This window comes from Cutibacterium avidum ATCC 25577, from assembly GCF_000227295.1.
Taxonomy (GTDB): Bacteria; Actinomycetota; Actinomycetes; order Propionibacteriales; family Propionibacteriaceae; genus Cutibacterium; species Cutibacterium avidum.
Genome location: NZ_JH165054.1, coordinates 1,843,522 through 1,863,142 on the forward strand (window position 1 = coordinate 1,843,522; position 19,621 = coordinate 1,863,142).

18 protein-coding genes are annotated in these 19,621 nt (G+C 62.2%); 13 read left to right on the forward strand and 5 right to left on the reverse strand.

Annotated elements, in window-relative coordinates; genetic code table 11:
• Positions 1 to 10: 10 nt before the first annotated feature.
• The 7 genes from HMPREF9153_RS08235 (at position 11) to HMPREF9153_RS08265 (ending at position 6,538) form a co-directional block, all read left to right on the forward strand.
• On the forward strand, positions 11 to 565 hold the full coding sequence (locus tag HMPREF9153_RS08235) for a F0F1 ATP synthase subunit B (RefSeq protein ID WP_004811192.1): 555 nt from the start codon (positions 11 to 13) through the stop codon (positions 563 to 565).
• On the forward strand, positions 562 to 1,353 hold the full coding sequence (locus tag HMPREF9153_RS08240; RefSeq protein WP_004811193.1) for a F0F1 ATP synthase subunit delta: 792 nt from the start codon (positions 562 to 564) through the stop codon (positions 1,351 to 1,353). The genes HMPREF9153_RS08235 and HMPREF9153_RS08240 overlap by 4 nt, the downstream gene beginning before the upstream one ends.
• 53 nt (positions 1,354 to 1,406) lie before the next feature.
• Positions 1,407 to 3,044, forward strand: a complete 1,638-nt coding sequence (atpA, locus tag HMPREF9153_RS08245; RefSeq protein WP_004811195.1) for a F0F1 ATP synthase subunit alpha — start codon at positions 1,407 to 1,409, stop codon at positions 3,042 to 3,044.
• A gap of 3 nt (positions 3,045 to 3,047) precedes the next feature.
• Positions 3,048 to 3,992, forward strand: coding sequence for a F0F1 ATP synthase subunit gamma (locus HMPREF9153_RS08250; protein WP_004811197.1), 945 nt, complete (start codon positions 3,048 to 3,050; stop codon positions 3,990 to 3,992).
• A gap of 11 nt (positions 3,993 to 4,003) precedes the next feature.
• Positions 4,004 to 5,458: a F0F1 ATP synthase subunit beta gene (gene atpD, locus HMPREF9153_RS08255; RefSeq protein WP_021108443.1), complete on the forward strand. Its 1,455-nt coding sequence runs from the start codon at positions 4,004 to 4,006 to the stop codon at positions 5,456 to 5,458.
• Between the two features lie 5 nt (positions 5,459 to 5,463).
• Positions 5,464 to 5,895 (forward strand): F0F1 ATP synthase subunit epsilon, encoded by a 432-nt coding sequence (locus HMPREF9153_RS08260; RefSeq protein ID WP_004811202.1) that lies wholly within the window; start codon positions 5,464 to 5,466, stop codon positions 5,893 to 5,895.
• 130 nt (positions 5,896 to 6,025) lie between these two features.
• Positions 6,026 to 6,538, forward strand: a complete 513-nt coding sequence (locus tag HMPREF9153_RS08265) for a DUF2550 domain-containing protein (protein ID WP_004811204.1) — start codon at positions 6,026 to 6,028, stop codon at positions 6,536 to 6,538.
• On the opposite strand, the gene HMPREF9153_RS08270 is transcribed toward HMPREF9153_RS08265, so the two are convergent.
• From HMPREF9153_RS08270 to HMPREF9153_RS12745, 4 genes are all read right to left on the reverse strand, one after another.
• The gene (locus tag HMPREF9153_RS08270) at positions 6,539 to 7,189 is read right to left on the reverse strand and encodes a cob(I)yrinic acid a,c-diamide adenosyltransferase (protein WP_004811205.1); all 651 of its coding nucleotides are present in this window, start codon (positions 7,187 to 7,189) and stop codon (positions 6,539 to 6,541) included.
• 185 nt (positions 7,190 to 7,374) lie between these two features.
• Complete coding sequence (locus HMPREF9153_RS08275) at positions 7,375 to 8,211, reverse strand: uracil-DNA glycosylase (RefSeq protein WP_004811207.1); 837 nt, start codon at positions 8,209 to 8,211, stop codon at positions 7,375 to 7,377.
• Positions 8,212 to 8,213: 2 nt separating this feature from the next.
• On the reverse strand, positions 8,214 to 8,804 hold the full coding sequence (locus tag HMPREF9153_RS12740) for a low temperature requirement protein A (protein WP_004811209.1): 591 nt from the start codon (positions 8,802 to 8,804) through the stop codon (positions 8,214 to 8,216).
• The gene (locus HMPREF9153_RS12745; protein ID WP_004811210.1) at positions 8,797 to 9,486 is read right to left on the reverse strand and encodes a low temperature requirement protein A; all 690 of its coding nucleotides are present in this window, start codon (positions 9,484 to 9,486) and stop codon (positions 8,797 to 8,799) included. Before HMPREF9153_RS12745 ends, HMPREF9153_RS12740 begins: the two co-directional genes overlap by 8 nt.
• Before the next feature lie 263 nt (positions 9,487 to 9,749).
• Here HMPREF9153_RS12745 and HMPREF9153_RS08290 point away from each other — a divergent pair, with 263 nt between their 5' ends.
• The 3 genes from HMPREF9153_RS08290 (at position 9,750) to arfB (ending at position 11,908) form a co-directional block, all read left to right on the forward strand.
• Positions 9,750 to 10,073 (forward strand): MarR family winged helix-turn-helix transcriptional regulator, encoded by a 324-nt coding sequence (locus tag HMPREF9153_RS08290; RefSeq protein WP_004811212.1) that lies wholly within the window; start codon positions 9,750 to 9,752, stop codon positions 10,071 to 10,073.
• Positions 10,070 to 11,269: an MFS transporter gene (locus HMPREF9153_RS08295; RefSeq protein ID WP_004811214.1), complete on the forward strand. Its 1,200-nt coding sequence runs from the start codon at positions 10,070 to 10,072 to the stop codon at positions 11,267 to 11,269. The genes HMPREF9153_RS08290 and HMPREF9153_RS08295 overlap by 4 nt, the downstream gene beginning before the upstream one ends.
• 216 nt (positions 11,270 to 11,485) lie before the next feature.
• Positions 11,486 to 11,908 carry an alternative ribosome rescue aminoacyl-tRNA hydrolase ArfB gene (arfB, locus tag HMPREF9153_RS08300; RefSeq protein WP_004811215.1) on the forward strand — a complete coding sequence of 141 codons (423 nt, stop codon included), beginning with the start codon at positions 11,486 to 11,488 and terminating at the stop codon, positions 11,906 to 11,908.
• Positions 11,909 to 12,418: 510 nt separating this feature from the next.
• On the opposite strand, the gene HMPREF9153_RS08310 is transcribed toward arfB, so the two are convergent.
• Positions 12,419 to 13,069, reverse strand: coding sequence for a hypothetical protein (locus tag HMPREF9153_RS08310; RefSeq protein ID WP_023033425.1), 651 nt, complete (start codon positions 13,067 to 13,069; stop codon positions 12,419 to 12,421).
• A gap of 385 nt (positions 13,070 to 13,454) precedes the next feature.
• Between HMPREF9153_RS08310 and HMPREF9153_RS08315 the strand changes: the two genes are divergently transcribed.
• The 3 genes from HMPREF9153_RS08315 (at position 13,455) to HMPREF9153_RS08325 (ending at position 19,606) form a co-directional block, all read left to right on the forward strand.
• Positions 13,455 to 15,413, forward strand: coding sequence for a type I restriction-modification system subunit M (locus HMPREF9153_RS08315; RefSeq protein ID WP_004811221.1), 1,959 nt, complete (start codon positions 13,455 to 13,457; stop codon positions 15,411 to 15,413).
• Between the two features lie 176 nt (positions 15,414 to 15,589).
• Positions 15,590 to 16,579 carry a restriction endonuclease subunit S gene (locus HMPREF9153_RS11570; RefSeq protein ID WP_169311835.1) on the forward strand — a complete coding sequence of 330 codons (990 nt, stop codon included), beginning with the start codon at positions 15,590 to 15,592 and terminating at the stop codon, positions 16,577 to 16,579.
• A 3-nt stretch (positions 16,580 to 16,582) separates the two neighbouring features.
• Positions 16,583 to 19,606 (forward strand): type I restriction endonuclease subunit R, encoded by a 3,024-nt coding sequence (locus HMPREF9153_RS08325; RefSeq protein ID WP_004811225.1) that lies wholly within the window; start codon positions 16,583 to 16,585, stop codon positions 19,604 to 19,606.
• Positions 19,607 to 19,621: the final 15 nt, after the last annotated feature.

Below are 19,621 nucleotides of genomic sequence, written 5' to 3' on the forward strand. Positions count from 1 at the left end.
GTCCGGACGCATGAACATTCTCGAAATGGATTTGGGGCCACTTGTCCCACACCATTCCATCGAGATCATCGTCGGCATCATCCTCCTGCTGCTTCTCACCTGGCTCATCGCCAAGGCGGTTGTCCCCCGTTTCGAGAAGCTCTACGAGGAGCGCACCGAGACGATTCAAGGTGGGATCGAGAGGGCCGAGAAGGCTCAGGCGGAGGCCAAGGCTGCTCTGGAGAAGTACCAGGCTCAGCTTGCCAACGCCCGTGACGAGGCTGCCCAGATTCGCGAGGACGCCAAGAGCCAAGGCGCACAGATCGTTGAGGAGATGCGTGCCAAGGCCCAGGCCGAGGCCAATCGCATCACTGAGCGCGCTAACGCTCAGATTCAGGCGGAGCGCGAACAAGCAGTGCGAGAACTGCGCTCTGAGATTGGTGGTCTGGCGACGACTCTTGCCGGTCGGATTGTGGGGGAGTCCCTCCAGGACGATCAGCGCGTCCAGGCGACCGTCGACCGCTTCCTCTCCTCGCTGGCCGAGGAGCCCTCGGCTTCTGACTCGCGGACGGTGAATCGGGCATGACGACAGTGGTGAGCGCGTCACGACAGCTGGATGAAGCTGGAGATCGACTCGGTGCAACAGCCGACTTCGCCAGCGAGGTCTTCGCGGTTGTCGACGTCCTGGATCGCGAACGTGGTCTGTGCCGAGCCGTCTCGGACACAGGTTCTGAGGCCAAGGCTCGTCAGGGGCTCGTGGACGCGGTCTTCGCGTCGAAGGTCTCTCCCGACTGCAAGGAATTACTGGACGCGACCACCACTTGCAAGTGGCGGTCACCAGCGGCCTTGACGCGTGCGCTGGAGCGCCAGGGTGTTCGCGCCGTGCTGCGCGGAGCCCGGCAGGCTGACCGTCTTGACACGGTTGCCGACGAGCTGTTCCACATCAGTCGACTGGTACGCGGACAGGCTTCACTTCAGGTGGCGATCGGTGATCCGAACCGTTCGGTGAAGGATCGACAGAAGTTACTCACGACGCTGATTGGCGATCGAGTCAGCGAGGACACCCTCCTCCTGGCTCGCCGCGCGGTGGTGTCGTCCGACAACACCTTCGAGCAGGTCGTCGACGGCTATCTTCACATTGCCGCCGAACTGGCCGAACGGAGGCGCGCCATCGTGACGACTGCCAGTGCGCTGACTGACGCACAGCGTGCCGAGATGGTGAAGCAACTGGAACGGATCACCGGCAGCCCGATCGAGCTGTCCGAGGTCGTCGACCCGGCGACGCTCGGTGGTGCGCTCATCGACCTCGGTGACGAGGTCATCGATTCGACGGTGGCCCACCGTCTGGACCAAGCCCGACGAGAACTGGGCTGACACACGTGACCCCCACCTCGGGTGCGGGATGGGGGAGCTTACAAGGAGACGCAATGGCGGAACTGACGATACGTCCGGAGGAGATCCGCGACGCCCTGGACAACTTCGTCCAGAACTACGAGCCGGAGGCGGCGGCCCGTGAGGAGGTCGGCACCGTCGTCACGTCCGGCGACGGTATCGCCCATGTCGAGGGTCTTCCCTCGGTCATGGCTAACGAGTTGCTGCGCTTCGAGAACGGGACGATGGGCATCGCCCTCAACCTGGAGGAGCGGCAGATCGGCGTGGTCGTGCTCGGCGACTCCGACGGTATTGATGAGGGATCGACCGTTCGTGGTACTGGCGAGGTGCTGTCGGTGCCCGTCGGTGAGGGCTATCTCGGTCGCGTCGTCGACGCGATGGGCAATCCCGTGGACGGCCTCGGGGAGATCAAGGATGTCGAGGGACGTCGTGCCCTGGAGATTCAGGCTGCCGGTGTCATGGACCGCCAGGAGGTCCGCGAGCCGCTGCAGACCGGTCTCAAGGCCATCGACTCGATGATCCCGATCGGTCGTGGTCAGCGTCAGCTCATCATTGGCGACCGTAAGACCGGTAAGACCGCCATTGCGATCGACACCATCATCAACCAGAAGGCCAACTGGGAGTCCGGCGATCCCAAGAAACAGGTTCGCTGCATCTACGTCGCGGTCGGCCAGAAGGGCTCGACGGTGGCCGAGGTCAAGGGCGCTCTCGAGAAGGCTGGTGCGATGGAGTACACCACCATCGTTCACGCCCCGGCGTCTGACCCCGCTGGCTTCAAGTACATCGCTCCGTACGCCGGTTCGGCCATCGGACAGCACTGGATGTACCAGGGCAAGCACGTCCTCATCGTGTTCGATGACCTGACCAAGCAAGCCGAGGCCTACCGAGCAATGTCACTGCTGCTGCGTCGTCCGCCGGGTCGCGAGGCCTACCCCGGCGACGTCTTCTACCTCCACTCCCGTCTGCTGGAGCGTTGCGCGAAGCTGTCCGACGAGCTGGGCGGCGGTTCGATGACCGGTCTTCCGATCATCGAGACCAAGGCCAACGACGTGTCCGCCTTCATCCCGACGAACGTCATCTCCATCACCGACGGTCAGATCTTCCTGCAGTCGGATTTGTTCAACGCCAACCAGCGTCCGGCTGTCGACGTCGGTATCTCGGTGTCCCGAGTTGGTGGCGCCGCCCAGATCAAGGCCATGAAGTCGGTGTCCGGCACGCTGAAGATCTCCCTGGCCCAGTACCGGGACATGGAAGCTTTCGCCATGTTCGCCTCCGACCTGGACGAGACCTCCCGTCGTCAGCTGGATCGTGGCGCCCGTCTGATGGAGCTCCTGAAGCAGGGACAGTTCTCCCCGTACCCGGTCGAGGAGCAGACCATCAGCGTTTGGGGCGGCACCACTGGCAAGTTCGACGACGTCCCCGTCAGCGACGTGCTGCGTTTCGAGGGCGATGTGCTCGAGTACCTGCGCAGCCACGGAAACGTACTCACCACGATCCGTGAGACCGGTAAGTTTGACGACGACGCCCAGAAGGAAGCTGCGGCCGCGTTCGACGAGGTCAAGAAGGGATTCAAGACCTCTGACGGCAAGATGTTGGTTGGTCACGAGGAGTTCGATCCGATGTCCGACGAGGAGATCGACCAGGTCAAGATCGTTCGCGCGAAGAAGGGCTGAGCCGTGGCCTCAAACCTGCGGGAACTGCGGGAAAGGCGGAACTCCGTCGCGACGACTAAGAAGATCACCCGCGCGATGGAGCTCATCGCCTCCTCTCGGATCGTCAAGGCACAGAACATCGTCAGGGCGGCGAGTCCCTACTCCTTAGAGTTGACACGAGCCCTGTCGGCGGTTGCCTCCCACACCCACGAGGAGCACCCGCTCACCTCCGTCAATCCGGCCCCGAAGCGTTCGGCTGTGCTGTTGGTCACCTCTGATCGCGGTCTCGCCGGAGCGTATTCCTCGAATGCGATCAAGTCGGCCGAGCAGCTGCACGCCGCTCTCAGGCCGGAGCAGGAGGTCGTCACCTACCTGTGTGGTCGCAAGGGAGTGCAATACTTCGAGTTCCGTGGTCGCAAGGCCGAGCACGTGTGGAGTGGTTTCTCCGATTCGCCGACCTATAGACAGGCCCGCGAGATCGCGGACACGTTGATCGAGGAGTTCCTCCGTCCGACTGAGGAAGGTGGGGTTGACGAGATCCACATCGTGTACACCCACTTCGACTCGATGCTGACGCAGAAACCAAAGGTCGTGAGACTGTTGCCGCTGGCCGTCGTCGATCCGAAGGCGACGCCGGAGGGAGAACTCGAGGCTGGTGATCCTGGAGTCGGCACATCCGATGAGGAGATCTTCCACGAGTACAACTTCGAACCGGATCCGGTCAGTGTTCTGGATCAGTTGCTGCCCTTGTACGTCGCGAACCGTATCCATTACGCCTTGCTGCAATCGGCCGCCTCGGAGTTGGCAAGCCGGCAACGCGCCATGAAGGCAGCCACCGACAATGCCGAGCAGTTGATCCAGTCGCTGAGTCGGCAGGCCAACCAGGCCCGTCAGGCTGCCATTACCCAGGAAATCACCGAGATCGTGGGTGGCGCCGCTGCCCTTGCAGAGTCCGCCCCACAGGAGTGAGAGAGAACATCATGACTGCGACAGCTATTACCCCCGAGACGAAGGACGAGGCTGCCGGCATTGGCCGCGTCGTCCGTGTCATCGGCCCCGTCGTCGACGTCGAGTTTCCGGCTGGACAGATGCCGGAGATCTTCAATGCCCTTCACGTTGACACCGAGGTGATGGGGGAGACCCATACCATCACCCTCGAGGTGGCCCTGCACATCGGCGAGAACGTCGTGCGTGCCATCTCCCTCAAGCCGACTGACGGTCTGCGCCGTGGCACCGAGGTCCGTGACACCGGTGCCCCGATCACTGTGCCGGTCGGCGATGTCACCAAGGGCCACGTGTGGAACGTGACCGGTGACGTCCTCAACGTCGATCCGTCGACCATCGAGGTCTCCGAGCGCTGGCCGATCCATCGCGATCCGCCTGGATTCGATGACCTGGAGCCCGAGACCGAGATGCTGCAGACCGGCATCAAGGTTCTCGACCTGCTCACCCCGTACGTCAAGGGCGGCAAGATCGGCCTCTTCGGCGGCGCCGGCGTTGGCAAGACGGTTCTGATTCAGGAGATGATTTACCGTATTGCTCACAACTTCGGCGGTACCTCGGTGTTTGCCGGTGTCGGTGAGCGTACCCGTGAGGGCAACGACCTCATCAACGAGATGGACGAGGCCGGGGTTCTCAAGGACACCGCCCTTGTCTTCGGCCAGATGGACGAGCCCCCGGGCACCCGTCTTCGCATCGCCCTGACCGGCCTGACGATGGCTGAGTACTTCCGCGATGTCCAGAACCAGGACGTGCTGTTGTTCATCGACAACATCTTCCGGTTCTCACAGGCTGGTTCCGAGGTCTCGACCCTGCTCGGTCGTATGCCTTCAGCCGTGGGCTACCAGCCGAACCTGGCTGACGAGATGGGCCAGCTGCAGGAGCGAATCACGTCGACCCGTGGTCACTCCATCACCTCGATGCAGGCTGTCTACGTCCCTGCCGATGACTACACCGACCCGGCTCCGGCGACGACCTTCGCCCATCTGGATGCCACCACTGAGCTCTCCCGTGAGATTGCTTCTCGCGGTCTGTACCCGGCCGTAGATCCACTAACGTCGACCTCTCGTATCCTCGACCCGCTGTACGTGGGGCAGGAGCACTACGACACTGCCACCCAGGTGAAGCAGATTCTGCAGCGTAACAAGGAGCTTCAGGACATCATCGCCATCCTTGGTGTCGATGAGCTGAGCGAGGAGGACAAGGTCACCGTCGCTCGTGCCCGCCGCATCCAGCAGTTCCTGTCACAGAACACCTACACGGGTGCGAAGTTCACCGGTGTCCCGGGCTCGACCGTCTCCATGGCCGACACCATCGAGGGATTCCAGATGATCTGCCGTGGCGACGTGGACCACGTTCCGGAGCAGGCCTTCTTCAACGTTGGCAACATGGACATGGTGATGGAGAACTGGGACAAGATGAAGAAGGAGGGCTGAGTCCCATGGACCACCCGCCGCTTCAAGTCAAGGTCGTCTGCGCCGACGGCGAGGTCTGGAAGGGGGAGTCGGTCAACATCATCGTTCGGACCACCGAGGGTGATATTGGTCTCCTTCCCGGACACGAGGCCTTCCTCGCGGCCCTCGCGCCCTGCGCAGCCCAGATCATCACTCCTGACGGTGCCCGCGAGGTCATCGCCTGTGACGGTGGCTTCGTGGCCCTGGACAATGACGGCCACGTGTCGATCATTACCCAGTACGCCACGAAGTCGGAGGAGATCTCGGTCGATCAGGCTCACCGCGACCTCGACGAACTGAGGAAGAAGATCAACGCGGACGAGCGAACCGAGGAGGACTCCTTGGTCGTCCAGGATCTGACCCACCGCCTTCACCTGGCGCAGGCTCAGCTTGCTGCTGCCCGCGTCGCCGGGAAGTAGAACGTCTGACGAGGGTGGGAAGGGGGTCGCCGCGAATCACTCGCGGCGACCCTTTTTCATCTCGTCGCTGACGAGGGAACTTAGGGTTACCTTCGTGGAATGTCAATGTTCTGACGACTAGCGTTGGAATATGCACGCTTCCATCGCTTTCATCGGTATGACACCGATGTTGTCGACGCTGGCGATGGATGCTGTCATCATCGGCCTCATCGTGTGTTGTGCCGTCATCTACATGATCTGGCTTCTCGTCAGGCACCGCGTTCTCATGCGTAGACGCGGTGCTTTTTTGTGCGGTTTGCGAGTTATGGGTGGGCCCAAGCCCGGCGGATGGATGATTGGCACTGCCCGCTACGCCGACGGCACCTTCGAGTGGTATCGAGCGATCGATCCCCGTCCCGTTCCCGCCATTGTCTTGAGGCGGGGCGGACTCGTCATGGTCGAGCACCGCCCGCCGAACGTGAATGACTCCTTGGCACTTGCCTCCGATGCCTACGGGATCGTCACCCTTCAGACAGGGCGCAAGGGCAAGTCCTCGGTGTGCCAGATCGTCGTTGATCCTGGCGTGGTAACCGGCCTCATGTCGTGGCTCGAGGCGGCTCCCCCCGGTGGCGTCGAATATGCCGCCGCAGGTCACCTCATCTGATCATTCCTTTGTGGCTCCCGGGTTGCGTTCTCCACCTGGAACCCACAACACCTCGTCGGAAGAATCCTCGCCAGCCTTGTTGGCTGCTCGCGACAGGATGAAGAGCAGGTCGGACAAGCGATTGAGGTATGTGATCGCCAGTTCGTTGACACCGCCCGGAGTCGTCTCGGGGTCATCCGAAATCTCATTTCCGTATGTCTCAGCAGCTCGCCATGCCGCTCGCTCCGCGGTACGAATGGCAGTTCGGCACACGTGCAGCTGCGCACCGACAGGGTTTCCGCCCGGGAGGATGAACGACTTCAGGGTCGGGAGATCGTCGCCGAACTCGTCACACCAACGCTCAAGCCGATCGACGCTTTCCTGGACGGTGCGAAGCGGTTCCCACTTCGGGTTTGCGACAAGCGGGTTGGCCAGATCAGCGCCGACGTCAAACAGTTCGTTCTGGACGATGCCGAGCGCTTCTCGCACCTCATCGGTGAGCACGTGGATCGTGGAGTCCAGGGCAATGGCCAGACCGATGTTGGCGTTGGCTTGGTCGACGAGACCATACGCTTCCACGCGCAGATCTGACTTGGCTGCCACTGAGTTGTCGACCAGACGGGTCGAGCCGTGGTCGCCAGTACGGGTGTAAATCTTGGAGAGAATGACCATGATCCCAGCCTACGGGCATTATCAATGCACGGAAGGCGATCATGGTGCGCGAGCGTTCACATCGCCAAGCTGTCCTTACGGGATGGATCGGGATCTTTTCCTAGGGCTTGACCTGGCTGCTGAACTGGCGATGGTGCGGCAGGGTACAGCGTCATACCAAGATGATGGCTGGTGTGCCAGGGGCATCATTCGACAGCCAGACCTCGAAGTGTGTGGACGACTTCGTCAAGCATCTGACGCGTGAGGCGTCCGGTGTTCGTGTTCTGCCGACTGACGTGGTAACACCCGACGACGTGGACTGTGGTGCCGTCCGTCCTCGTGATCTCGGCTCGAGCCCCGTGGCCGAAGCGGGGAGCGGGGCGGGGGACCTGCCACCCGAGCCGGCGGGCAGCCCCCAGAGTTGACGTCCAGGCAATCTGACCAAGACACATCACCGCACGCAGGGTGGTCAGCGCAGAGAGTTCGTTGTCGAACCAGATCGCACAGGTGCGTTTCTCGTCGGGACTCGGCCAATTGTCGGGTGGAGCGCAGTGCACCGGGGCAATGATGCGACAGTCATCGAGGCTCAGACCATCAGCGGCGTCGATGCTTTCCGCCTGAGACGCAACACCGGCGTCATGCAAGGCACGGTACAGCCAATCCCCGGACTGGTCTCCGGTGAACATGCGACCAGTTCGGTTGGCTCCATTCGCAGCGGGTGCCAAGCCGATGACTGCCATTCGGGCCATCGGATCCCCGAACGAGGGTACGGGCCTCCCCCAGTAAGGCTCATTGCGCCATTGAGCGCGCTTGCTGATCGCCTTGTCCTCCCGCCATTCGATGAGGCGAGGACATGCCCGGCACACTGAAATCGCGGCGTCAAGGTCGGTGGGTTCATTGCATCGGCCGGCAATCTTCGCAACGTCATCAGCGTTGTTGGCGACTGGTGTCCGTGGCGTTGCCAGGTCTCCTGGCCAGCCGGTTCCAGGAATGACGGGGGATTCGAACAGGTCCCCAGTGTGCGGATGGGGGAGAGCAGTCATGGTCACTTCTCAATAATTCGGTCATGCTCAGTCGGGTCTCGGTCGAAGTGTTTCATGTGGTGACGTCGGCTCATGACAGCGGTGATGACGAGGATGGTCGCAACCAAGGCGTTGGTCACGATGGCAGGAATGAAGCTTGCCGCCGCGACGATGACGAGGGCGAGGATTGCCACGAGGCGACGCCATGGCGTGTGCTCAGTGACCCTGTGAATGTGCCATGCCTGTGCCGCGAGATACAGAATGGCACCTCCACAGGCCAGGGCTGTCAGCGTGAGGCTGCCGTGATGGGCCGGTTCGCCGACGATGATCTCATCGGACACTGCGAGCGGGATGAGGCCCAGCGCAAGGACCATCTGCACGGTGACGGAGCGTGCCCCGGACTCGGCCGGATCATCGTGCTCAGCAGGGTCGGTTTCCAGAATGACCTCGACGTCCCAGATGTAGAGCCACCACAAGGCGAAGAAGGTGACGATGGAAGTGGTGGCGGCAAGGAGGTTGAGTAGATGGAACCCCGCTTCGTGAAGGCCGGTGACGATGCTGACGATCTGCTCGCCCAGAGCCAGGATGAGGAACAGCCGGATGCGTTCAAGCATGTGTGCGGTGTCGAACTGCCACTCGGTGGTGTCGATGTTGTTCCTGCGTCCCAGCGGATGACGCCCAACCTGAGCTTGGCCAACCTGCGCTGGGCCAGTTGTTCCTGCGTCCCAGCGGATGACGCAGCAGCATCCCTGCCACTTCGACGATGACCGCAGCGAACCAGACCCACAGTCGGGCGTGCGGCTCAACGAAAATGCCGATGATCCAACCGATGGCTGACAGACAATGCCACACCATGACCCCGCGGGAATGGAGTTTCATCTCTTCGCGACCGTGGATGAACCACGTCATGGCGACCTGACCGAGCTGGGCGATGAGATATGGCGCGACGAAGGCGAGACATTCGACGCCGTCCTCAAACGCCACTGGGATGCCGGCAGCCATGAAGATTCCGAAGAAGAGCACCCACAGGATGGGCCGCCGCAACGACTTGTTCTCGGTGATGGTTCCGGTTGCCGAGAACGAGGTGTTGGCCCACAACAAGTAGAGCGGTACCCACAGCACCATGGTCTCGAGCCCGCCCCGCCACGTCACATGATCGTGAAGGGTGGTTGCGAGCTGACCAATGGCAGCGACGAAGACCAGGTCGAAGAGGAGCTCGATCGCGGTGACGGCTGTGGTCCGCTCTTCCATGCTCGCGGAATCGGCGGCATCATCCTGCATCGTGGTGTTGTTCATGGGTCCTCATCAGTTAGGTGTCGCGTCACATTCTACGGGAACCGGGCGTCACGACGATCACACGATGAAGTATTCCGGAAACCGGAGTACTCTGAGGTCACGTGACTTCCGGACGCATCTTGCCCGAACCCTTCGACCCGCTTGAGGCCGAATCCGCAGCCGACCTGGTTCTCACGTGCGGACGAGTTCAACGCCTGGCCAAGCGACGTGCTGGCATTCCGCCGTCCTCAGTGACGTGGCGGGTCCTGCACACCCTCGAAGTGATGGGGAGCGTCAGCACCGGAACCCTCAGCCACGTGGAGGGAACCAGGCCAACCACCACGACGGACATCGTCGAGAGGCTTGAGCGTGACGGCCTGGTGACGCGACGGCGCGACCCCGACGACGCCCGCAGCAGATTGATCGAGATCACTGATGAGGGTCGTGATTACTGCCGCCGTTGCGAATTGTCAGTGGGGGAGTCGGTCGTGCCTGCTCTCAAGGAATTGACCGACGAAGAGCGTTCCATACTGATTCAGGCGCTTCCGGCTTTGCGAAGGGCAGTCCAGGTGCTGTCTGACGACGATGAGAGGACGACGAAGAAGTGACGAGCAAAGAACCCATCAGACCGGCCGTGTGGGCTGTCACCATTGCGGTGGCCTTCTCCTACATGGGGGTGGGCGTCGTTGACCCCATCCTCCCGGAGATTTCGTCGGCCCTGCACGCCAGCCCGGGGCAGACCGAGCTGCTGTTCAGCACCTACCTCTTTGTCTCTGCCGCGTTGATGTTCTTCGCCTCATGGGTGGCCACCCGCATTGGCCGCAAGAAGACCCTTCTCGTCGGACTCGTCATCATCGTGACCTTTGCGACGGCCTGCGCGTTGTCCGGTCACGTCAACCTCATCATCGGATTCCGCGGCGGCTGGGGAGTTGGGAACGCTCTCTTCGTCTCGACCGCCTTGGCGACAGTTCTTGGCGCCTCTGCCGATGCCCGTCGCGCCATCATGCTGTACGAAGGTGCTCTTGGGGCCGGAATGGCCTTGGGTCCGCTCGTCGGTGGCGCCCTGGGTTCGATTTCATGGCGGGGCCCCTTTCTCGGCACCGCAGTTCTCATGGCGATCGGTCTTGTCGCCATCGCGTTTTTCGTCCCGCCGACCCCGATCGACAAGTCCCAGCGCCGCTCTGCTGCCGAGCCGTTCAAGGCTCTCGTCGATCCGCGGATCTCGATTCTCATGCTGGCTGCCCTGGTCTACAACTACGGTTACTTCACCTTGCTTGCCTACGCGCCGTTTCCGCTGGCCGAGGCGTCCATTCGAGCTGGTGGTCAGTTCACCCCGCTCGATCTGGGTCTGGTCTTCTTTGGCTGGGGCCTCATGGTCTCGTTGGGGTCGGTGTGGCTCGGACCGCGTTCCTGCGAACACCTCGGTATTCGTCGCACAGTTGTCGTCACCCTGATCCTGTTCACCATTGACGAGGTCCTACTAGCGACCTGGATCTCGCCGATTCCTCAGGTGATCGGGGTCATCATTGGCGGTCTGTTCATCGGCATCGTCAACACTGCCATGACTGAGATCGTGATGTCCGCGAGCAACATCCAGCGCGAGGTCGCGTCGTCGGCCTACTCCGGCGTTCGCTTCCTCGGCGGCGCGTGCGCTCCCACTCTTGCCGGTGCGCTGAGCTCCCTGTGGGGGGTCGGTGGCCCGTACTACGTCGGAGCTGTCACACTCGCGCTGACAATCATCCTGCTGTGGATTGACCGGCAGCGCCGCAGGCGGATGACGGCACACAGTGTCGCATTGGAGTGACGTCCCGTGAAGTGTTGATGGTCCGCACCGGATTAGAAGTTCTCACCCATCAAGGCGCAGGAGGAGGTGTACGCCGTGTCGGTCATCGGAACCGTAGACGCGAATTCTGCGTAGCACACAGGCTCCTGTGGAGGTGGTGCTCGGGGTCGTGGGTATCCTTGATGGGCTGTTCGAAGGAGTATCCGGGCCGAGTAAATAGCGAGGGGAGCGACGACCATGATAGAAGAGATGGAGATCATTCCTGGTTTCGTCGTTCCCGAGTCACAACTACAGGAGCGGTTCTCCCACAGCTCCGGGCCTGGCGGCCAGGGCGTGAACACCAGCGACTCACGGGTCGAACTGCAGTTCGACGTGGCTCGCTCTGACGCCGTGCCAGAACACTTGCGACCGATGTTGCTGACAACCCTGTCGAATCGCCTGGTCAATGGAGTCTTGACGGTTGCCGTTCAGGATGAGCGGGCTCAGTTGGCCAACCGCCGTCTCGCTCGTGCCAGGATGGCCGACGTGCTCCAGAAGGCATGCGTCCAACCGCGACGACGCCGTCCCACCAAACGAACCAGGGGATCGCAGCGTCGTCGCCTTGAGGCGAAGAAACGACGCGGGGAGATCAAAAGGAACCGACAGCGCCCGAACTGGTAGTCAGGAATCCACGAATCCGGTACGGAAGACATTCGTAGTCCACGCGTCACCGATTTGGGATAGCGCACATCCGGGGGTGCTCGATGATGAATGACCATTCGACCTTCGTGGAATGACATAATGTCTCTTATCGGACAACTATGGTGGGGTGGCGAGATGGCGCCAGGGACTGCCGGCCTACAGCGGAAACTGGTGGATGGTGAGCTTGTTCCTTTCACCACATTTGGTGAGCGTGACGAACTGGTCAACATTGACTTCCTCGGAGATGCTGAGTCGGTGCTCAGGCGGCCATTCGAGATCGGATGGGGCGCCTCTTCTGCCGCTGCGACCTGGGAGAACGACCACCTAGGTCAGCAGGGCAGGGCAAAGGCCCTCTCAAGTGATGCACGCACCCGTCTCCCGGTTGGCCTCCACTCCCCCGCGCACTGGGCCTGACTGGCCTCCACTCCCTGCGACGTGAGCGAGCGTTGGCTACGAGCCTTTTGCGGCTGGTGCGGGTCCTCACTGGCCTTAGGTCGAGAAGGGCCGACGGAGCTGTCCGTGTCCTCGATCTCGGGGCCACAGGGCCCACGCCACTCCCATGAGTCCAAGCGCGACCAGCAAGACTCCGCTGGTGTAGTCGGAGTAGCGCTCCGCCCAAGGACGTCCCAGAAAGGGGGTGGAGAAGCAACCCATCACGAAGGGCTCTAACAGCGCCCCCACCGGCACCACACAACGTGCCACTGCGCCAGCCCCACCTGGTTTTGCTGCCATCCACCCCACCAGGCCCAGCGGACCGCACAGCAGTGCGGCAGCAGCAAACCAGTTCAGGTTGCCTAGCAGGTCGTTGGTCCCATCTAGGTGGATCACCCAGCCGGTGACGAAGTCGAGCACGCCGCCGACGACATAGTGGATGAACAAGGTCGCGACAGACGCGACAATACCGCCCAGGAATGCCACGGTTGGACGGGACAGCTTCCATCCAGCGTAGACGGCGACGCCTGCCCACACGGTCCCCGAGCTGACGACCTTGGCGATGCTTTTGCGGACGAAGGACCATGTCTGGAAATGGCCTTCCAGCTCCCACTGAGTGGTCATGTTGAACAGCACCGCGATCAGCGCGACAGCCATGCAGACCTTGGCAATGGATCTCCAGACGGGATCCTCCGCGAGTTCATCCATGAGCATGGAGCCTAGTGATACCTGGCCATGTGGCGCATCAGACTCCAGTCCCACCACAGTGACACCACGGTCCTCATTGGCCTGGACTCCAGCCCCGACACACGCCTGGCGCCCTTCGGCATGAGCGGATGCTCACGCCCATCACGGTCAGTCCCATATCAACGGGGTCGGCAGACCTGCGCACAGCTAGCTCACTACAAGCGAACCGTCTGCAGCGTTGAGTCCGCAAGACTCAAGTGCATTTGCCCCAACATGAGCCGCGGGGACTCGACCCGCCCGAAGGCGACGTGTCACGGCGTGGTGTCACCGTCAATCGGTTCACCGCGCGTGAATCGGGTGTCTCGACGTTATGATGCCATTGCTCCACTCGCGACGAAGGGATCACATGGCTCCGCAGGGTTTTCAGGACAAGGTGGCGTTCGTCTGGCGGGTGGCGGACAAGTTACGCGGTACGTTCAAGCAACATGAGTACGGCTCGGTGATGCTGCCGCTGCTGGTGTTGCGCCGTATGGATGCGGTGCTGGAGCCCACCAAGGATGAGGTCCTGGAGTACGCCGATGGTCTGGTGGAGATTGGCCCTGGTCAGGACAGGGTGCTCAAGCGTATCTGCGGCCAGCGGTTCTATAACACGTCGCGGTACACATTCGCCCGGCTGCTCAGTGACGACAAGAACCTGGCTGACAACCTCGCCAAGTACATCGCGTCCCTCTCCCCTGACGCGGCGACGGTGATCGAGGCGTACCAGTTCGACGGGAAGATCACCCGGATGGACCACGCCGGGATCCTGTACGGCGTCATGGCCGACTTCGCGGACCTGGACCTGCGTCCCAGCGAGGTCAGCAACGAGACCATGGGTTACATCTTCGAGGAACTGTTGCGGAAGTTCTCCGAGATGAGTAACGAGACCGCCGGTGAGCACTACACCCCGCGTGAAGTGATTCGTCTGGTCGCCGATCTTCTCATCGGGGGTCAGACCGCCCGCGACCTTACCGAGAACCAGATGCCGGTGCGTACCATCTACGATCCGGCGGCCGGCACCGGCGGCATGCTCATGATCACCATGGACCGCATCAAGGAGCTCAACCCGAAGGCCCTCGTCAAGGTCTACGGCCAGGAACTCAATGACGAGACCTGGGCCATCGCCCAGTCCGACCTCATGATGCAAGGCATCGGCCCCGAGCAGATGCACAACGGCAACACCCTCACCGCCGATGCCTTCCCCACCGACAAATTCGACTTCATCCTCGCCAACCCGCCCTACGGCGTCGACTGGAAGGGCTACGCCCAACCCATCAAGGACGAACACAACAGACAAGGCTTCAATGGTCGTTTCGGCGCCGGACTCCCCCGCGTCTCCGACGGCTCCCTACTGTTCCTGCAGCACATGCTCAGCCACATGAAGCCCGTCACCGACGCCAGTCCGAACGGATCGCGCGTCGGCATCGTCCTGTCCGGCTCTCCCCTGTTCTCCGGCCAGGCCGGATCGGGTGAGAGTGAGATCCGCCGCTGGCTGCTGGAGAACGACTGGCTGGAGGGCATCGTCGCCCTGCCCGACCAGATGTTCTACAACACCGGCATCTCCACCTATGTGTGGATTCTCACCAACGCCAGGACCGACGCCGAACGCGGCTTGGTGAAACTCATTGATGCCCGCGACATGGGCACCAAGATGCGCAAAAGCCTCGGTGACAAGCGCAAGGAACTCACCGATGACGCGATCGACGAAATCGTGCGCCTGTTCAGCGGCGCCCTCGACGAGTTCGCCGACGACAAGCGCGTCAAGGTCTTGCCCCGGGAGACCTTCGGATTCCAGCGCGTCACCGTCGAACGCCCCCTGCATCGGCGCTGGGAGGTGACCGAGGCTGTCGTCAAGACCCCACCCTTTGAGCAGTTCACCAATCTGGTCGGGAGGACATACGGCACGCAGAAGGCCCTACTCGCCGACGCCCCCGGCATGACCGCAACGCAGAAGAAGAAGTACGCCGCCGCCTGCGCGGTGAATGATCCAGATGCGCCGGTGGTGATGAAGAAGGGCAAGCCGGAACCCGACACCGACCTGCGCGACCAGGAGAACATCCCGTTGCCCGCCGGTTGGTTCGACCTCGATGATGACGCCCGCGTCCAGGCACTGCTCGACTCTGCTGAGAAGCACCTGACCGAGGAGATCCGGTCGTACGTGCCCGACGCGTGGATCGACCACTCCAAGACCAAGCTCGGCTTCGAGATTCCCTTCACCCGCCAGTTCTACGTCTACACGCCGCCCCGCCCTGTCGAGGAGATCGCCGCGGAGATCAAGGAGTTGGAGGCCCAGATCCAGGGCTGGATGACGGGACTAGGGCTGTGACCACTGAGACCTTGGGACACCTTCTGACGAGGATCGACCGACGCGGGGAGTCAGACCTTCCCCTGCTCGGAGTGTCTGTGGCCACGGGGGTGCGACTCCGCGGCGGCGATGACGGTCGACCAGCCCCCTCACTTGATCTGAGCGGGTACAAGGTGGTCGAGCCCGGTGACATCATCATGAATGCCCTCGGCAAGCCGCATGGAAGCATCGGCCGCTCCGAGATTCGCGGAATCACCAGCCCCGCCTACTGGATCCTGAGAGCTCAGCCAACACTGGACAGTCGCTATGCCCATCATCTTCTGCGCTCTCAATGGGCCGTTAGTAGATATGCAGGGCTCGGAAAGAACTTGCCGCCCAATCAGTTTGACATCCCATGGGAAACATTCGCCAAGATCGAGACATGGCTGCCGACAGTAGAGGAGCAGCGGCGGATCGCGGACTTCCTCGACGACCGCGTCGCCCGGATCGACCGGATCATCGCAGCCCGAAAGCAGCAGGGAGTTCTAGGAGGTGAGGCTCTCAATACGGTCTTAACAAGCGCAGTGGCCGGTGCTCTTCCTCAGTCGTCCGGGGTTGTCTCGTCTGGGCATCCGTGGTTCACGGCACGGAGTGCCGGAACAGAGATGATCTCCTTGTCTCGAGTACTTGTACTTCAACGAGGAGTAGATTTGACCGCCGATGAACAGATACCTGGGCCGGTTCCAGTCATCACCACTGCGGGAATCAGCGGTTGGCACAACACCCCGATCTCTAATGGCCCTGGTGTCGTCATAGGTCGATACGGAAGCGTTGGGAACGTGCACTGGATCGATCAGCCGTACTGGCCTCACAACACCACTCTGTATGTCAAAGAGACATTTGGAAATAGTCTGCGCTGGATCTACTACCTTCTCAAGGCTTTCCCCTATAGCGCTATGCAGGCCAGAGCTGCCGTCCCTGGGATCAACCGAAATGAGATGGCCACCGAGATAGTCCCGAGACCACCCTTCGCGGAGCAGAGCGCGATAGTGAACTACCTGGACGAATACTGCGAGTCGGCTGCCGCAGCCAGATCCACGGGTGAGCAACTTATCTCTCTCCTGCAGGAATACAAGCAATCCCTCATCACGGCCGCCGTCACGGGCGAGTTCGACGTCACCACAGCCTCCACGAAAATTCCGGAGTGAGCTATGTCTGTCACCACTGAGCACACCTTCGAGGGCAACATCGAGGCCCACCTCCTCAACCATGGGTGGTCGAAGGTCGATCCCGGAAGCTACGACAAGAAGCTCGGCCTGTTCCCGCAGGAACTGATCACCTTCGTCCAGTCCACCCAGCCGAAGGCGTGGGCGAAACTCGTCCGGCACCATGGTGGTGACGACGCAGCACGCACCAAGTTCTTGACGCGCCTGGCCGCCGAACTCAACCAGCGAGGCACGATCTCGGTGCTCCGCTCCCCCATCAAGGACCGGGGCGTCGACGTGCGCCTGTGCTACTTCAAACCCGCCTCCGGGCTCAACGAGGAACAGACCGCCCGCTACGAGGCGAACCGGCTGGCTGTGGTGCGCCAGCTTCATCATTCCGTGTCGCGCCCGAAGGATTCACTCGACATGACGCTCGTGGTCAACGGCATTCCCGTCGCCACGGCCGAGCTGAAGAACACCCTCACCGGGCAGGACGTCGAGAACGCCCGCCAGCAGTACCGCACCGACCGGAACCCGGCCGACCTCATCTTCGCCCGCCGCACGCTCGTGCATTTCGCCGTCGACCCGCACCACGTGTCCATGACCACCAGGCTCGCCGGGCAGAAGACCCGGTTCCTCCCCTTCGATCAGGGCAGCGCGGGTGCCGGCCATCCAGGAACTGCGGGCAATCCTCCAGCCAGCTCAGGCGGCTACCAGACGTCATACCTGTGGGAGCAGGTGTGGCAGCGCGACGCGTGGCTCGACATCCTGGGCAACTTCGTCCACGACAGCGACGGCACGATCCTGTTTCCCCGCTTCCACCAGTGGCACGCCGTCCGCTCGATACTTGACGCGACGAAACGTGACGGCGCCGGGGTCGATCGGCTCATTCAGCACTCGGCTGGATCGGGCAAGAGCAACACCATCGCATGGTCGGCCCACCAGCTCTCCCGGCTCCACGACGACAACGATCAACCGATCTTCGACAAGGTCGTCGTCATCACCGACCGCAAGGTGCTCGATCAGCAGCTTCAGGCCACCGTCGCCGGGTTCGACCACACCTTGGGCACGATCGTGCGGGTCGACAAGAACTCGGCGCAGCTCAAGGAGGCGCTGGAGGGCAATGCGGCCCGCATCATCGTCACGACACTGCAGAAGTTCCCCGTCGTGGTGCAGGCTGCCGCCGAGGACGCCAAGAACGGCGAGGCCAAGGAGGTGGCGGGCAGACACTTCGCGGTAATCGTCGACGAGGCCCACTCCTCCACCTCCGGGGAAGCCGTGAAGGATCTCAAGAGGGTGCTCGGTGGTCCCGAAGCCCTCCTCGCGGCCGCCGAGGAGGCCGAGAACGCCGCCGAGGAGGCGGCCGATGCGGCTGATGTCATCATCGAGTCGGCGGCGCACCGTGGCAAGCAGAAGAACCTGTCCTTCTTCGCGTTCACCGCGACTCCGAAGCCCAAGACCCTTGACCTGTTCGGGCAACGGGGCGAGGACGGATTGATGCACCCCTTCCACGTCTACTCGATGCGCCAAGCTATCGCCGAGGGCTTCATCCTGGACGTGCTGAGCAACTACACGACCTACTCGGTGTACTACCGGCTCGCGAACGCCGAGGGCGCGATGGACCCCGACCTGGAGACCAGGAAGGGCAAGGCGGCGTTGGCTCGATACGCGTCCCTGCACCCCTACGAGATGGACCAGAAGGCCGAGATCATCGTCGAGCACTTCCGGCAGAAGACCGCCATGAAGATCAACGGGCACGCCAAGGCCATGGTGGTCACCCGCAGCCGACTGCACGCGGTGAAGACCAAGGAGGCCATCGACCGTTACATCATGCGCAAGGGCTACGACCGCGGAACTCACCCGCTACAGGCGCTGGTCGCGTTCAGTGGCCCGGTGACCGATCCCGACATGCCCGAGAAGCAGTGGACCGAGGCCGAGCTCAACGGCTTCCCCGAGGGACAACTTCCCAAGAAGTTCCACACCGCCGATTACCAGGTGCTCGTGGTGGCGGAGAAGTACCAGACCGGTTTCGACGAACCCCTGCTGCACACCATGTACGTCGACAAGAAGCTGTCCGGGGTGAAGGCCGTCCAGACGCTGAGCCGGCTCAACCGCACGACGCCCGGCAAGGACGACACCTTCGTGCTCGACTTCGCCAACACCGCCGAGGAGATCCAGCAGGCCTTCCAACCCTTCTACCAGGCATCACTGGCCACACCGACCGATCCGAACGTGCTCTACAACATGAGCAACGACCTGTGGTCCGCGCAGGTGCTGTCCGAGCCCGAGATGGACGCCTCGGTGACCGCGCTGCTCAGCGATGCCCCGGACCGCCAGGGCGAGGTGTACGCGAACCTTCACCCGGCAGTCGGCCGCTGGACCGCCTTGGACGAGGAGCAGCAGGAGGCATTCCGCGCCACCCTCGACCAGTTCTGCCGCGCCTACGCCTTCCTGGCCCAGGTAATGCAGTACATCGACCCGTCGCTGGAGAAGCTCTACTTGTACGGCAAGGTGCTGCTCACCCAACTGCCCGCCCGAGACGGGGACCCCATGCCACAGATCAGTAAGCAGGTGCAGCTAACCCATCTGCGGATGGCCGTGACCGACCAGACCGCCATCGATCTGGAAGCCGACGACGACATCCCCGGCACCGCACTGCCCGGCGGTGGCCTCGGCAAGCAGAACGAGCCCGAGACGGACAAGCTCTCGGCCCTCATCGCGGTGATGAACGAGAAGTTCGGTGCCGAGCTGAATGACGCCGACAAGCTCACCTTCGAACAGACCCGCAGGGACGTCATACAACGCGACGACATGCGCATGGTCGCTGAGAACAACGATCGTGACCAGTACCGCCTCGCCCTTGAGGAGATGGCCGACGAGATCATCGTCGACCGCACCAACCGCAACGGCCGGCTCGTCGATGCCTACTTCTCCCGCCCCGAGGTCCGCACGTCCTTCGTCGACTACCTCATGGTCACCTATGACGAGTTTCGCGCAGGCACCGGTGAGACTCGCGCGAACCGATGCTAGTCATCGCACCATGCG